Source organism: Streptomyces sp. NPDC048172 (genome assembly GCF_043202595.1).
Lineage (GTDB): Bacteria > Actinomycetota > Actinomycetes > Streptomycetales > Streptomycetaceae > Streptomyces.
Window position 1 is genome coordinate 158,501 of the sequence record NZ_JBIDAT010000007.1, and the last position, 13,673, is coordinate 172,173.

Annotated in this window: 14 protein-coding genes; 11 read left to right on the plus strand and 3 right to left on the minus strand. The window is 72.0% G+C overall.

The window, feature by feature from the left end; all coding sequences use genetic code 11:
• Positions 1 to 67 precede the first annotated feature (67 nt).
• The 5 genes from ACGF3A_RS30180 (at position 68) to ACGF3A_RS30200 (ending at position 5,164) form a co-directional block, all read left to right on the plus strand.
• Positions 68 to 1,336, plus strand: a complete 1,269-nt coding sequence (locus ACGF3A_RS30180; protein WP_393733546.1) for an MFS transporter — start codon at positions 68 to 70, stop codon at positions 1,334 to 1,336.
• A 57-nt stretch (positions 1,337 to 1,393) separates the two neighbouring features.
• Positions 1,394 to 2,308 carry a LysR family transcriptional regulator gene (locus ACGF3A_RS30185; protein ID WP_393733547.1) on the plus strand — a complete coding sequence of 305 codons (915 nt, stop codon included), beginning with the start codon at positions 1,394 to 1,396 and terminating at the stop codon, positions 2,306 to 2,308.
• Between the two features lie 22 nt (positions 2,309 to 2,330).
• Positions 2,331 to 3,599, plus strand: coding sequence for a sensor histidine kinase (locus ACGF3A_RS30190; RefSeq protein WP_393733548.1), 1,269 nt, complete (start codon positions 2,331 to 2,333; stop codon positions 3,597 to 3,599).
• Positions 3,596 to 4,312: a response regulator gene (locus tag ACGF3A_RS30195; RefSeq protein WP_393733549.1), complete on the plus strand. Its 717-nt coding sequence runs from the start codon at positions 3,596 to 3,598 to the stop codon at positions 4,310 to 4,312. The genes ACGF3A_RS30190 and ACGF3A_RS30195 overlap by 4 nt, the downstream gene beginning before the upstream one ends.
• Positions 4,313 to 4,432: 120 nt before the next feature.
• On the plus strand, positions 4,433 to 5,164 hold the full coding sequence (locus tag ACGF3A_RS30200) for an SAM-dependent methyltransferase (protein WP_393733550.1): 732 nt from the start codon (positions 4,433 to 4,435) through the stop codon (positions 5,162 to 5,164).
• Between the two features lie 108 nt (positions 5,165 to 5,272).
• Here the strand turns inward: ACGF3A_RS30200 and ACGF3A_RS30205 are convergent, their stop codons facing one another.
• On the minus strand, positions 5,273 to 6,655 hold the full coding sequence (locus ACGF3A_RS30205) for a glycine--tRNA ligase (protein ID WP_393733551.1): 1,383 nt from the start codon (positions 6,653 to 6,655) through the stop codon (positions 5,273 to 5,275).
• Between the two features lie 159 nt (positions 6,656 to 6,814).
• On the opposite strand from ACGF3A_RS30205, the gene ACGF3A_RS30210 reads away from it, so the two are divergent.
• The 4 genes from ACGF3A_RS30210 to ACGF3A_RS30225 all read left to right on the plus strand — a co-directional run bounded on the left by ACGF3A_RS30210 (position 6,815) and on the right by ACGF3A_RS30225 (position 10,035).
• Positions 6,815 to 7,798, plus strand: coding sequence for a metal ABC transporter substrate-binding protein (locus ACGF3A_RS30210; protein ID WP_393733552.1), 984 nt, complete (start codon positions 6,815 to 6,817; stop codon positions 7,796 to 7,798).
• 11 nt (positions 7,799 to 7,809) lie between these two features.
• On the plus strand, positions 7,810 to 8,598 hold the full coding sequence (locus ACGF3A_RS30215) for a metal ABC transporter ATP-binding protein (protein WP_393733553.1): 789 nt from the start codon (positions 7,810 to 7,812) through the stop codon (positions 8,596 to 8,598).
• The gene (locus tag ACGF3A_RS30220) at positions 8,595 to 9,503 is read left to right on the plus strand and encodes a metal ABC transporter permease (RefSeq protein ID WP_393733554.1); all 909 of its coding nucleotides are present in this window, start codon (positions 8,595 to 8,597) and stop codon (positions 9,501 to 9,503) included. Before ACGF3A_RS30215 ends, ACGF3A_RS30220 begins: the two co-directional genes overlap by 4 nt.
• Positions 9,504 to 9,594: 91 nt before the next feature.
• Positions 9,595 to 10,035 (plus strand): Fur family transcriptional regulator, encoded by a 441-nt coding sequence (locus tag ACGF3A_RS30225; RefSeq protein WP_393733555.1) that lies wholly within the window; start codon positions 9,595 to 9,597, stop codon positions 10,033 to 10,035.
• Positions 10,036 to 10,101: 66 nt separating this feature from the next.
• Here ACGF3A_RS30225 and ACGF3A_RS30230 read toward each other — a convergent pair whose 3' ends face one another.
• Entirely contained in the window at positions 10,102 to 10,935 is an 834-nt protein-coding gene (locus ACGF3A_RS30230) for a TetR/AcrR family transcriptional regulator C-terminal domain-containing protein (protein ID WP_393733556.1), read from the minus strand.
• Positions 10,936 to 11,056: 121 nt separating this feature from the next.
• On the opposite strand from ACGF3A_RS30230, the gene ACGF3A_RS30235 reads away from it, so the two are divergent.
• Positions 11,057 to 11,998: an ATP-binding cassette domain-containing protein gene (locus tag ACGF3A_RS30235; protein WP_393733557.1), complete on the plus strand. Its 942-nt coding sequence runs from the start codon at positions 11,057 to 11,059 to the stop codon at positions 11,996 to 11,998.
• Positions 11,991 to 12,737: an ABC transporter permease gene (locus tag ACGF3A_RS30240; RefSeq protein WP_393733558.1), complete on the plus strand. Its 747-nt coding sequence runs from the start codon at positions 11,991 to 11,993 to the stop codon at positions 12,735 to 12,737. Before ACGF3A_RS30235 ends, ACGF3A_RS30240 begins: the two co-directional genes overlap by 8 nt.
• Here ACGF3A_RS30240 and ACGF3A_RS30245 read toward each other — a convergent pair.
• Positions 12,734 to 13,597, minus strand: coding sequence for an SDR family oxidoreductase (locus ACGF3A_RS30245; RefSeq protein WP_393733559.1), 864 nt, complete (start codon positions 13,595 to 13,597; stop codon positions 12,734 to 12,736). The two genes, ACGF3A_RS30240 and ACGF3A_RS30245, sit on opposite strands and share 4 nt — an antisense overlap.
• Between the last annotated feature and the right edge of the window lie 76 nt (positions 13,598 to 13,673).

Consider the following 13,673-nt stretch of genomic DNA (forward strand, 5'->3'; position numbering starts at 1 on the left):
ACCCGCATAGCGTCCCGGGACGTGGCGCCACAGCTCGTACTCACCACGTCTCACGCAAGGACCACCCGTGCGTCTCGTTCTTCTGCTGGCTCTCGGTACGTTCGCGCTCGGCCTCGACGCGTACGTCACCGCCGGGCTGCTGCCCGCCATGGCCGACGATCTCGGCACCTCGGTCTCCGCCACCGGCCAGACGGTGACCGCCTTCACCCTCGCCTACGCGCTCGTATCGCCGCTGTGCGCGACCCTGCTGTCCGCCGCGCGGCAGCGGGCCGGGCTGCTGGTCTCCCTCGCGGTGTTCGCCGTCGCCAACGCGGGCAGCGCGCTCGCGCCCTCGCTGACCGTCCTGCTGGTGACCCGTGCCGTGGCCGGGGTCGGCGCGGGGCTCTACCTCGCGCTGGCCGCCTCCTGTGCGACCACGCTGGTGAGCGCGGAGCGCAGGGGGCGGGCGCTCGCCATGATCATGGGCGGGATGAGCAGCGGCACGGTGCTCGGCGTGCCCGTGGGCGTGCTGCTCGCGCGGCACGCGGGCTGGCGGGCCACGCTGTGCCTGGTGGCCGTGCTGGGCGTGCTGTCGTTCGTGGGGCTCGCCGCGCGGCTGCCCCGTCTCCTGGGGGACGGGGCAGCCGCGCCGTCCCTGCGCGGCAGGCTGTCCGTACTGGCGGACGGGCGGGTGGCGTCGGTCGTGACCGTCTCGTTCCTCGCCGCCGTCGGGAGCCTCGGGCTCTACACGTATCTCGCGCCCGTCATGGAGTCGGAGGCGATGGGCGGGGTGCACGGCATCACGCCGTACCTGTGGGCCTGGGGCGTGGGCGGGGTGCTGGGGAGCGTGCTGATCGGCCCGCTCGTGGACCGTTTCCGGCGTCCGTACACGCTGGTCGTCGGCGTGCTGGCCGTACTGTGCTGTGCGCTGGCCGCGTTCCGGCTCACGGCCTCCGTCGCGCCGCTGCTCGCCCTCGCGCCCCTCGCCGTGTGGGGCGCGGCCGGTTGGGCGCTCCAGGTGCCGCAGCAGCACGAGCTGACGACCACGCGGAACACGAGCGGCGGCGCGAGCGGCGGCACGGGCGGTCGCGCGAGTGGCGGCACGGGCGGTGGCACTGTCGCCGTCGCGCTCAACGAGTCCGCGCTCTATCTGGGCAGCGCGGTCGGCTCGGGGCTGGGCGGTGTCGCGTTCGGGCTCGGCTGGGACCCGTCGGCGCTGCCCCTCTACGCGGCGGGCTTCGCGCTGCTCGGCCTGCTCACCCAGCTCACCTGGGTCCGTACGGCCACGCGGCGGGCACGTCCTACGCTGGCCGCACAGGACTCGGGCGACACTGAGGACGCACCGAAGCGGCGCTGAGGCAAAACCGAGGCAGCGCCGAGGCGGCGACAGTGCGGAGAAGGGAGGAGACGCGGCGTGCTCGACCGGAACATCGGACTGCGGCAGCTCCGCGCCTTCCTCACCCTCGCCGAGACGCTCAACTTCACGCAGGCGGCCGCCGAGCTGGGCACGACCCAGCCCACCCTCACGCGCACCGTCCACCGCCTGGAGGAGGAGCTGGGGGTACGGCTGCTGGACCGTACGACGCGGCAGGTCGCCCTCAGCGCGGAGGGCACGCGGCTGCGGGGCGAGCTGCTCGTCCTGCTGCCCCGCCTGGAGGCGGCCCTCTCCCCCGCAGCCGGCCCCGCGCCGCTGCGGCTCGGCTTCACCTGGCTGCTGCCGGGCGACTGGCTGCACGAGGCCATCGGACGGTTCGAGGAGGAGACCGGCGTCCCCGTGGAGCTCTCCCGCAAGGATGAGCTGCACGCCGGTGTGACTCAGGGCGCCGTCGACGTGGCCCTGCTGCGCACCAAGGAGGTCCCGCGCGGCCTGCGCTCCCTGGAGCTGGGCAGGGAACAGCAGGTCGCCGCGGTGGCGCAGGGCTCCCCGCTCGCGCGGCGCACGTCGCTGGAGTGGACGGAGCTGGCCCGGCACCCCATCGTCGCCAACACCGTCAGCGGCACCGTGCGCGGCGACTGCTGGCCCGCCGATCACCGCCCCGGAACGGTCGTGGAGTGCGGCAACTTCGACGAGTGGCTGGAGCTGATCGCCGCGGACCGGGGCATCGGCGTCGGCCCGGCGCTGCTGCGCAGGCGGCGGCCGCATCCCGCCGTCGCCTTCGTCCCCCTCACCGGCGTCGAACCGGTGCCGCTGCGGCTGGTGCGCCCCGCGCAGGGCCCGCACCCGTACGCGGAGCGGCTGATGCGCCTTGCCCGGACGGTTCTAACCGAGCACCACGCCACGCACATCCCCCCACGGTCGGTCATCCCACAGGGCGAAGCGGGCCCCTGACCCCGGTACTACCGTGAATCGCGTGGCTCACTCCCGTCGTTGGCGCGAGCTGGCTTTCCGTCCGCTGCGCCGAGGCGAGCTGCTGGGGCTGGACTGCCTGGCCGCCGCCGAACTGCTCGTCCTGTACCTGTCCGTCCCCTTCTCCACCTCCCACACGGACGAAGTTCCGCTCCCCGTCCGGCTGTTGCTCATAGCGGCGATGGCGCTGCCTGTCGCCGTCCGCCGCCTGTGGCCGGTGCCGGTGCTCGCGGTCGTCACCGTGGCCTCGCTCGTCGCCGCCGTGACGGGCGTGGTCGCCGAGCCCCTGCTCGCGGTCGCCTTCGCGCTGTATTCGGTGGCGGTCGTCTCCTCGCACAGGCGCTGGGTGCCCACCCGGGCGATAGCCGTGGCCAGCGTGCTCGTCCTGATCTCCACCTTCGTCTTCGGCCCCCGCCTGGACCCGCGCCCCGCGGTCGTCCATGTCCTGGGCGTGGTCCTCGCGGGCGCGGCGTGGACGACGGGGCGTGCCGTGCGCGAGCGCCAGGCGTTCGTGGAGCGGTCGGCTCGGCAGTTCGCGGCGGCGGCCGTGACCGAGGAGCGGCTGCGGATCGCCCGCGAGCTGCACGACGTGGTCGCCCACCACATCGGGGTGATCGCGGTGAAGGCGGGCGTGGCCAATCATGTGCTGGCCGCGCGGCCGGAGGAGGCGGGCGAGGCGCTGACCGTCATAGAAGAGTCGAGCCGGACGGCGCTCGCGGAGATGCGCCAGATGCTGGGGGTGCTTCGGGCCACCGGCTCGGGCGAGCGCCCGGGCGAGGGCCCCGGTGAGGGCCCGGCAGGAGAGCCCGCGGCCGAGCTCGGCCCGATGCCGGACCTGTCGACGCTGCCGTCCCTGGTCGAGCACGCGGCCCAGGCGGGGGTGACGGTCGAGCTGGCGGGCGGCCTGCGCCCCCCGCTCCACCACCAACTCCCGGAGGCCGTCAGCCTGTCGGCGTACCGGATCGTGCAGGAGGCGGTCACCAATGTGATGAAACACGCGGCGCCCGCGCGGTGCCGGGTGGCGCTGGACACGGACGGAGAGGAGCTGAGGATCGACGTCACGGACGACGGCCCCGGCGCCCCCCGTGAGCCGTACAAGGGCCTCACCGGGCGGGCCGGACACGAAGGGGGGATGACCGGGCACGGGCTGGTGGGAATGCGGGAGCGGGTCGCGGTGCACGGCGGCGAGTTCGAGGCGGGGCCGGGAGAGAGCGGCGGATTCGCCGTCCGTGCGCGGATACCCTTCACGGCGCAGACGAGGGGGCGCCCATGACCGACATGGCCAAGATGACATCGACAGACCCGGAGGACGCGGAGGGGACGATCCGTGTGCTCATCGCCGACGACCAGGCGCTGCTGCGCGGCAGCTTCCGGGTGCTGATCGAGGCGGAGCCCGGACTCACCGTCGTCGGGGAGGCCGAGACCGGGGCGGCGGCCGTGGAGCTGGTGCGGCAGCACCGGCCCGATGTGGTCCTGATGGACATCCGGATGCCCGAGATGGACGGCATCGAGGCCACACGGGCGCTGCGCGGGACCGGGGTGCGGGTGGTGATGCTGACGATGTTCGGGCTGGACGAGTACGTGTTCGCGGCGCTGCGCGCGGGGGCGAGCGGGTTCCTGCTCAAGGACATCCCTCCGGCTGAGCTCCTCCACGCCATCCGGGTCGTGGCCGCCGGGGAGAGCCTGCTCTCACCGGCGGTGACGAGTCGGCTGATCGCCGAGTTCTGCACCCAGCCCGAGCAGGCGCCGAGGGTGCCCCCGTCGCTGACGACGCTGAGCCCGAGGGAGCGCGAGATCCTGCTGCTGATCGCCCGCGGTCTGACCAACGCCGACATCGCCGAGAAGCTCCGGGTGAGTCCGGCGACCGTGAAGTCGCACATCTCGCACCTGTTCAACAAGCTCGATGTCCGCGACCGCGTCCAGCTGGTCATCCTCGGATACGAGTGCGGGCTGATCCGCCCCGGAGCGGGACCGGACGCGACCTGAGCAGGGCGGGTGGGGCGGTCCGGGGGGGGCGGGGCGCGCCCGGCACAGGCCCGGCACAGACCCAGGGGGGGCACGGAAATTGTGAGGCGGTCGAGAGGGGCGCTCTGCGAGTCTGCCCGGATGGACAGACAGAAGCGCTCTCTTCTCGCCCACACCGACCACCCCATCGCCGCCCCGCTCGACGACGAGTCCGTGCGGCGGCTCCTCCAGCAAGCCGTGCGGCGCGGGGACGAGCGGCTGCTCGACCTGGGGTGCGGCGAGGCGGCCTGGTTGCTGCGGGCCCTCGCGGAGCACCCCGGGGTGTCCGCGGCGGGTGTGGACGTCTCGGAGGTGGCGCTGGAGCGGGCGCGTGCGCTGGCCGACGAGGCGGGGGTCGGTGACCGGCTGACGCTGCACCGGACGGAGGCGGAGGGGTTCGCGCCGCCGGAGCCGTTCGACGTCGTGCTGAGCGTGGGCGCCACCCATGCCTTCGGCGGGCTGCTCGCCACGCTCGCCGCGGCGCGCACCCATCTGGCGCCCGGCGGCACGGTGCTGGTCGGCGATGCGTACTGGCGGGCCGAACCGAGCGCGGAGGCACGGGAGTTGCTCGGGGAGTACGAGGATCTGCAGGCGACCGTCGACAAGGTCGTGGCGGACGGCTGGGTGCCGGTGTACGCGCACCTCAGCACCCGGCACGAGCTGGACGACTACGAGTGGTGCTGGACCGGTTCGCTGTCGCACTGGGCCCTGGACCACCCCGAGGACCCGGACGCTCCGCAGGCGCTGGAGGCCGCGCGGCAGCACCGGGACGAGTGGCTGCGCTCGTACCGCGACAGCTTCGGCTTCGCCTGCCTGGTGCTCCGCAGGGGCTGACGGCGGGAGCCGGGAGTCGGGAGTCGGGGGCAGATACAGGAGGAGGGCCGACGGAACCTCGTTCCGTCGGCCCTCCTCCGCGGTTCAGCAGCGGAGCTGCGGCGCGGCTCAGCAGCCGATCAGGCGGCTCGCGAGGTAGCCCTCGATCTGGTCCAGCGAGACGCGCTCCTGCTTCATCGTGTCGCGCTCACGGACCGTGACGGCGTTGTCGTCGAGGGTGTCGAAGTCGACGGTGACGCAGAACGGGGTACCGATCTCGTCCTGGCGGCGGTAGCGGCGGCCGATGGCGCCCGCGTCGTCGAACTCGATGTTCCAGTGCTTACGCAGCGTCTCCGCGAGGCCACGGGCCTTCGGCGACAGCTTCTCGTTGCGCGACAGCGGCAGCACCGCGACCTTGACCGGCGCGAGGCGCGGGTCGAGGCGCATGACCGTGCGCTTCTCCATCTTGCCCTTGGCGTTGGGCGCCTCGTCCTCGACGTAGGCGTCGAGCATGAAGGCGAGCATCGCGCGGTTCACACCGGCCGCGGGCTCGATGACGTACGGGAACCAGCGCTCGCCGGCCTCCTGGTCGAAGTACGACAGGTCCTGGCCCGAGGCCTTCGAGTGGGCGGAGAGGTCGAAGTCGGTGCGGTTGGCGACGCCCTCCAGCTCACCGAACTCGCTGCCGCCGAACTGGAAGCGGTACTCGATGTCGGCGGTGCGCTTGGAGTAGTGGGAGAGCTTCTCCTTCGGGTGCTCGTACCACCGGATGTTCTCCTCGCGGATGCCGAGGTCGCGGTACCAGGCCCAGCGCTGCTCCATCCAGTACTGCTGCCACTCCTCGTCCTCGCCCGGCTTGACGAAGAACTCCATCTCCATCTGCTCGAACTCGCGGGTGCGGAAGATGAAGTTGCCCGGCGTGATCTCGTTCCGGAACGACTTGCCCATCTGGGCGATGCCGAACGGGGGCTTCTTGCGCGAGGTCTGCTGCACCTGGGCGAAGTTGGTGAAGATGCCCTGGGCCGTCTCGGGGCGCAGGTAGGTGACCGAGCCCGAGTCCTGGGTGGGGCCGAGGTGTGTGGAGAGCAGGCCGGAGAACTGCTTGGGCTCGGTGAAGCCGCCCTTGTTGCCGCAGTGCGGGCAGTTGATGTCCGCCAGGCCGTTCTCGGGCTCGCGGCCGTGCTTCGCCTCGTACGCCTCCATCAGGTGGTCGGCGCGGAACCGCTTGTGGCACGAGGTGCACTCGGTGAGCGGATCGGTGAAGGTGGAGACATGGCCCGACGCCTCCCAGACCTCGGGGGCCAGAATCACCGACGAGTCGATTCCGACGACGTCGTCGCGCGAGGTGACCATGGCGCGCCACCACTGGCGCTTGATGTTCTCCTTGAGCTCCACACCGAGCGGCCCGTAGTCCCAGGCGGCCCGCTGACCGCCGTAGATCTCACTGCACGGGTAGACGAAGCCACGGCGCTTGCTCAGGCTGACGATTGTGTCGATCTTGTCGGCGGCCACGGTGCTCTCTTCATTAACGACGACGGAATACCTCAGATTACTGGGACCGGAGGGGGGCGGATCAAATCGGTTCCGGATAGACGGGGGTTCGTCCCCGCCCCTCACGCAGCGCGAAGCTTTAGTTGACAATCGTTTCCATGTAGGGTGAAAATGAGTGTCATGAACACCCACCCGCGCCCTCGTCGGCTGATACGCACCACCGCCGCCGCCACCGTTCTCGGCCTCGGCTCGCTCACCCTGGCCGCCTGCGGGAGCGACGCGGCCGACGACGGCAAGGTGCACGTCTCCGCCTCGTTCTATCCGATGCAGTTCCTCGCCCAGCAGATCGGCGGGGACCACGTGACCGTCGACAACCTCACCAAGCCCGGCGTCGAGCCCCACGACCTGGAGCTGAGCCCCAAGCAGACCGGCAAGCTCAGCGAGGCGGACGTGATCGTCTACCTCAAGGGCCTCCAGCCCGCCGTCGACGAGGCCGTCAAGCAGTCCGAGGTCGAGAACGTCGCGGAGGCCACCTCCTTCACCTCCCTGGAGAAGCACGGGACGGACGTGCACGGCGAGGAGGGCCACGGGGACGAGGGCCATGGCGAGGAGGGCCACGAGGGGCACGATCACGGGGACGAGGCCGCCGGTGACCCGCACATCTGGCTCGACCCGGTGCGTTACGCGGAGGTCGCCAAGGGTGTCGGGAAGACGCTCCAGAAGGCCGACCCCGACCACAAGGGCGAGTACAAGGAGAACACCACCGCCCTCGTGAAGCGGCTGCAGAGCCTCGACAAGGACTTCAAGAGCGGTCTGAAGAAAAAGAAGTCCGACACCTTCATCACCACGCACGCCGCCTTCGGCTACCTCGCGGAGCGCTACGGGCTGCACGAGGAGTCCGTCTCCGGCATCGACCCGGAGTCCGAGCCCAGCGCGGCCCGGATGAAGGACCTCCACAAGGTCGCCAAGGAGGACGACGTCGACACCGTCTTCTTCGAGGACACCGCCAGCGACAAGACCGCCAAGACGCTCGCGAAGGACCTGCGACTGAAGACCGCCGTCCTCAGCCCCCTGGAGAGCGTCAAGGACCCCAAGGAGCAGGACTACTTCTCGGTGATGCACCAGAACCTGACCGCTCTCCAGATCGCGCTGCGCGCGCAGTGAGGAAGGCCCCCATGGGTTCAGCCGGTTCCCCCCAGGACTCGGACCCCGCCATAACCCTGCGCGACGCGCACGCGGTGCTCGGCGCGCGTGAGGTGCTGCGCGGCGTCGACCTGACGGTGCGGCGCGGCGAGACCGTGGCGCTGCTCGGCGCCAACGGCTCGGGCAAGTCGACCACCATCCGGGCCGTGCTGGGCCAGGTGCCGCTGACGGACGGCACGCTGGAGCTGTTCGGCACGCCCTTCCGCCGCTTCCGCGACTGGAAGCGGCTCGGCTATGTGCCGCAGCGCTCGACGGCCGCCGCCGGCGTGCCCGCGACCGTGCGCGAGGTTGTCTCCTCCGGGCGGCTCGCGCGCCGTAAGCTCCGCCCGCTGGGCGCCGCCGACAAGGCCGCGGTCGAACGGGCGATGGAGCTGGTCGGCATGGCGGACCGCGCGAAGGACCCGGTCGACGCGCTCTCCGGCGGCCAGCACCAGCGCGTGCTGATCGCCCGCGCGCTGGCCGCCGAGCCCGAACTCCTGATCATGGACGAGCCGCTGGCGGGCGTGGACCTCGCGAGCCAGCAGGTGCTGGCGCGCACGCTGCGCGAGCAGGTCGGGAAGGGCAGCTCCGTCCTCCTCGTCCTGCACGAGCTGGGCCCGCTGGCGCCGCTGATCGACCGGGCCGTGGTGCTCAGGGACGGCAGGGTCGAACGCGTGGAGAACCCGGACCAGTTGCACGACCTGGCCTGCCACCCGCACGGCGACGAGCCCGCGGCGAGGGCCGAGACCGCGCCCAAGATCGAGACGGGGTCCCTCACATGACGGAGATGCTCGACTACGCGTTCATGCAGCGGGCGCTGCTCGCCGCGCTGCTGGTGGGCATCGCGGCCCCCGCCGTGGGGATCTACCTCGTCCAGCGCCGCCAGGCGATCATGGGCGACGGCATCGGCCATGTGGCGCTGACCGGCGTCGCGCTGGGCTTCCTGCTGAGCACCAACCCGGTGTGGATGGCCGTGCTCGTCTCCTCGCTGGGCGCGATCATCATGGAGCTGATCCGCTGGTACGGGAAGGCGCGCGGCGATCTCGCGCTCGCGATGCTCTTCTACGGGGGCATGGCGGGCGGCGTCATGATCATCAACCTCTCGCCGAACGGCTCGAACGCCAACCTGACCACGTACCTCTTCGGTTCGATCACGACCGTGGGCGACTCGGACATCGTCGCGATCGTCTGCCTCTCGGTCTTCGTGCTGGCGGTCTCGCTGGGCCTGCGGCGGCAGCTCTTCGCGATCTGCCAGGACGAGGAGTTCGCGCGGGTGACCGGGCTGCCGGTGCGGGTACTGAACCTGCTGCTCGCCGTGACGGCCGCGGTCACCGTGACCGTCGCGATGCGGGTGGTCGGACTGCTGCTGGTCAGCGCGCTGATGGTGATCCCGGTCGCCGCCGCGCAGCAGGCCACGCGCGGCTTCGCCGCGACGCTCGGCCTCTCGGTCGTCTTCGGGGTGCTGGTGACGCTGTCCGGCACCACGCTCTCGTACGAGGTCGACGTCCCGCCCGGCGCCAGCATCGTGGTGCTCGCCATCGCGCTGTTCGCCGTCGTGACGGCGCTGGCGACTCCATTGGCGCGGCGGAGGGCGAGGTCTGTCGCGAGGGGGGAGGAAGAGGGCACCCTGGAAGGCGGAGAGGGGACGGTTGGCGTGGAGGCCACCCGTCGCACCACCAGGGTGTAATGACCGCTCCGGGGGAGCGCCTGGCACAATGGCCCGACGCAGTGCGTGAGAACGCGACGCCCACGGAGCCGACGAACGAAGGAGCCAGCGCGTGACCACCGCAGGTCCCCCTGTACGCGGCCGGTCGACCCGGCAGCGCGCCGCCGTCTCGGCGGCTCTCGCCGAGGTCGAGGAGTTCCGCAGCGCGCAGGAACTGCACGACATGCTCAAGCACCGCGGCGACTCGGTCGGACTGACCACGGTCTACCGCACGCTTCAGTCCCTCGCCGACGCGGGCGAGGTCGACGTCCTGCGTACCGACGAGGGCGAGGCCGTCTACCGGCGCTGTCACAGCGACGATCACCACCATCACCTGGTGTGCCGCGTCTGCGGCAAGGCGGTCGAGGTCGAGGGCCCGGCGGTCGAGAAGTGGGCGGAGTCGATCGCTTCCGAGCACGGGTTCGTCGACGTGGGGCACACGATCGAGATCTTCGGCACGTGCGGAGAGTGCGCCGCCGCCGGAACCACCACCGGTACCCCCGCCGGAAAGTGACCGCGCGCCCCTGACGCACCCCCCTGCGCTCCGCGCCCCGGGTGCGTCAGGGCGCCCAGGGGCGCGTCAGAGAGTGCCGCGCTCCCCCTCTCCGGACTCTCCGGCTCCCCCGACTCCCCCGGCTTCCCCGCCCCTCTCCGCCATCAGTGCCTCGAAGCCGTCGAGGATCCGGGCCAGGCCGAACTCGAAGGTGGTGCCCTCCTCTTCGGTCTCGGCGCCGTCCTGGCCTCCCAACCCCCCACTCTCCAGCAGCTCCGTGATCGCCGGGAAGCGCTCGCGGTCCGTGAGCCTGTCCAGCAGCGTCCAGTACCTGCGTTCGACGTTCTCCCACGTCCCCCCGTCCTCCTCAGCCGCCAGCTTGATGTCCGTGCTGAGCGAGACCTGCTGGCGGACGTAGCCGCCGAGCAGCGTGAGGACGCCGAGCCGCTCCTCCGCCGAGAGGCCCGTACCGCGCAGATACGAGAGGGCCAGCTCCATCCACTCGACGCTGTGCGGTGACAGGGGCGGCGTGCTGATCGGGATGCGCATGACCCAGGGGTGCCGCTCGTAGGCGACGCGGATGCCGTGCGACCAGAACTCCAGCCCCGCGCGCCAGCCGTCCTCGACGGGCGGGCCCTGCGGGGGCGAGCCGATCGCCGCGTCCTCCATGAGGATCAGCAGGTCGTCCTTGCCCGCGACGTAGCGGTACAGCGCCATCGTCGAGACGCCGACACCCTTGGCGACGCGGCCCATCGAGACCGCGCCGAGCCCCTCCGCGTCCGCGACGGCGACCGCGGCCTCGACGATCCGCGGGACGTCCAGGCCGCGCGCCGGGCCCCGGGGCGTCCGCTCGCGCAGGCCCCAGGCCGTCTCGACCCCCGCCGGGAGCCCGGTCGCCCCCGCCTCCTCGTTCTTCGCCATCGCCGTCCTCCGCTCCGGATCCCTCTCGACATGTGTATAGCATACGCAGTAGCGTGTATGGCATACACGGTTTCGTGTACGGTCTACGCAGAAAGCACAGGCGACGAAGGGGGAAGAGGCCATGGACCCCACACCGGCGGGGAGTTGGGCCGTCGAGGCGCACGGCCTGGAGAAGAGTTACGGCGAGGTGCGGGTGCTCGCGGGGCTCGATCTGCGCGTGCGGCGCGGCAGCGTCTTCGCACTGCTCGGGCCGAACGGCGCGGGCAAGACCACGATCGTCCGCGTCCTCACCACGCTCACCCGCGCCGACGCGGGCCGGGCGCGGGTCGCGGGCCACGACGTGGTGGAGGAGCGCTCCCGCGTACGCCGCGCGATCAGCCTCACGGGGCAGTACGCGGCGCTGGACGAGGAGCAGACCGGCGAGGAGAACCTGCGGATGATGGGGCGGCTGCGCGGCCTCCCCCGCCGGGAGGCCGCCCGGCGCGCGGCGGAGCTGCTGGAGCGCTTCGCCCTGACCGAGGCGGGCGGGCGCCGCGTCTCCACGTACTCCGGCGGGATGCGCCGCCGTCTGGACATCGCGGCGGGGCTCACCAGCGACCCCGAGGTGGTCTTCCTGGACGAGCCGACGACGGGCCTCGACCCGCGCAGCCGCCGCACCATGTGGGAGGTCGTGGGCACGCTGGCACGGTCAGGGGTGACCGTCTTCCTCACCACGCAGTATCTGGAGGAGGCCGACCAGCTCGCCGACCGGGTCGCGCTGCTGGACCGGGGCCGGGTGATCGCCGAGGGCACGCCCGACGAGCTGAAGAAGCGGGTCGCGGCCCAGCGGCTGGACCTGACGATGACCGACCGGCACGCGTACGAGGCGATGGCGGCCCGGCTCGGCGGCACCGCCGTCCATCTCGCGCCCGAGGAGCTGCTGATCGGCATCGCGACCGACGGGAGCGCCCCGCACGTCCGCACCCTCCTCGACGAACTGGACCCCAGCCGGGTGGAGATCTCCCGCTTCGCCGTGCAGGGCGCCACCCTCGACGACGTCTTCCTGGAGCTGACCCATGAGTGACTACGCCGTGATGGCGGGCCGCAGCGTGCGGCTGAGCAGGCGCAACCTGGACGCGGTCATCACCTCGCTGGTGCTGCCCGTGCTGCTGATGCTCGTCTTCGTCTATTTCTTCGGCGGCGCGATCGAGACGAACACCGGGAAGTACGTGACGTACGTGGCGCCCGGCGTCCTCGTCCTCTGCGCGGGCTACGGGGCCTCGATGACGGCGACCAGTGTCACCAACGACATGACGACCGGCATCATCGACCGTTTCCGCTCCATGGACACCCGCGGCACGGCCGTACTGGCGGGCCATGTGGCCGCGAGCGCCGTGCGCAACGCGGTGGCGACCGCCGCCGTGCTCGCCGTCGCCTTCGCGATCGGCTTCCGTCCGCAGGCGGACGCGCTCGCCTGGCTCGCCGCGCTCGGCATCCTCCTCCTCTACATCGTCACGCTGACCTGGCTGGCGGCAGCGGCGGGCCTGCTGGCCAGGACCCCGGAGGCGGCGGGCGGCTTCACCTTCTTCGTGCTGTTCCTGCCCTACCCCAGCAGTGCGTTCGTGCCGATCGACACCATGCCGAGCTGGCTGCACGGCTTCGCCGAGAACCAGCCCGTCACGCCCGTCATCGAGTCGATGCGCGCGCTCCTGCTCGACCAGTCGGCGGGCGACAGCCCCTGGCAGGCGCTCGCCTGGTGCGTGGGGCTGCTGGTGGTCACCGTGCCGCTGTGCTCGGTGCTCTTCCGGAGGAGGACGCGCTAAGCCCCGGCCCATGCGTCCTCCAGCAGGGCGGGGAAGGACGCGGGCTCGCGGCCGGTCAGTCCGGCCAGCGTCGGGTCGGCGGCGGCGAACTCCCCGTCCCGCGCCGCCGCGAAGATGCTCAGCATCAGGTCGGCGACCGGGGCGGGGACGCCGCGCGCCAGGGACTGCTCGCGGAAGGCGTCGTCGGGGACGACGGTGCGGGTGAAGGGCCGCCCGGTGGCCCGGGCCGCGCTCTCGGCGACGGCGTCGAAGTCGAGCGCGGCCGGGCCGGTGAGCGGTGGGGTGGGCCCCTCGAAGCGGCCCTCGGCGGTGAGGATCGCCGCGGTGGCCTCGGCGAGGTCGTCGTGCCCGGTCCAGGCGACGGGGCCGTCGGCGGGGAGCGCGATGTCGCCGGAGCGGCGGGCGGGCTCCAGGAACCGCAGGGCACTGGCGGCATAGAACCCGTTGCGCAACGCGGTCCAGGGCAGACCGCTGGCGCGGAGCAGGTCCTCGGTCCTGGCGTGGTCGCGGCACGCCTGGAAGCGGGAGTCGTGGGCGGCGCCCGTCTGGCTGGTGTAGAGCACCCGGCCGACGTCCGCCTTCACGGCGGCGTCGATCGCGGTGCGGTGGCCGGTGACGCACTCCTCGCCGAGGCGGTCGAGGGAGACGAGGAGCACCTGCGCGGCGCCCTCGAACGCGTGCGCAAGCGAGGCAGGGTCGTCGAAGCTGCCCTGCCGGACGCGGACGCCGCGGTCGGCGAGGTCCTGGGCCCCTCGGGGGTCACGGACGCTGACGCCGACGCGGTCGGCGGGGACGCGCTCCAAGAGGCGCTCCACGACGCGACGGCCGAGCTTTCCGGTGGCTCCGGTCACGATGATCACAGTGCTCTCCCCACGGTACTCCCCCGTCGTTTCCAGTGGAATCATTTCCACGATAACACCGAAACTAACACTGGAA

What these genes read in the sequence shown, in the direction of transcription:
- ACGF3A_RS30215 (WP_393733553.1), top strand. Translation starts at nt 7,810, where the DNA reads ATGGGTTCAGCCGGTTCCCCCCAGGACTCGGACCCCGCCATAACCCTG.
- ACGF3A_RS30235 (WP_393733557.1), top strand. Translation starts at nt 11,057, where the DNA reads ATGGACCCCACACCGGCGGGGAGTTGGGCCGTCGAGGCGCACGGCCTG.
- ACGF3A_RS30240 (WP_393733558.1), top strand. Translation starts at nt 11,991, where the DNA reads ATGAGTGACTACGCCGTGATGGCGGGCCGCAGCGTGCGGCTGAGCAGG.
- ACGF3A_RS30195 (WP_393733549.1), top strand. Translation starts at nt 3,596, where the DNA reads ATGACCGACATGGCCAAGATGACATCGACAGACCCGGAGGACGCGGAG.
- ACGF3A_RS30210 (WP_393733552.1), top strand. Translation starts at nt 6,815, where the DNA reads ATGAACACCCACCCGCGCCCTCGTCGGCTGATACGCACCACCGCCGCC.
- ACGF3A_RS30230 (WP_393733556.1), bottom strand. Translation starts at nt 10,935, where the DNA reads ATGGCGAAGAACGAGGAGGCGGGGGCGACCGGGCTCCCGGCGGGGGTC.
- ACGF3A_RS30200 (WP_393733550.1), top strand. Translation starts at nt 4,433, where the DNA reads ATGGACAGACAGAAGCGCTCTCTTCTCGCCCACACCGACCACCCCATC.
- ACGF3A_RS30220 (WP_393733554.1), top strand. Translation starts at nt 8,595, where the DNA reads ATGACGGAGATGCTCGACTACGCGTTCATGCAGCGGGCGCTGCTCGCC.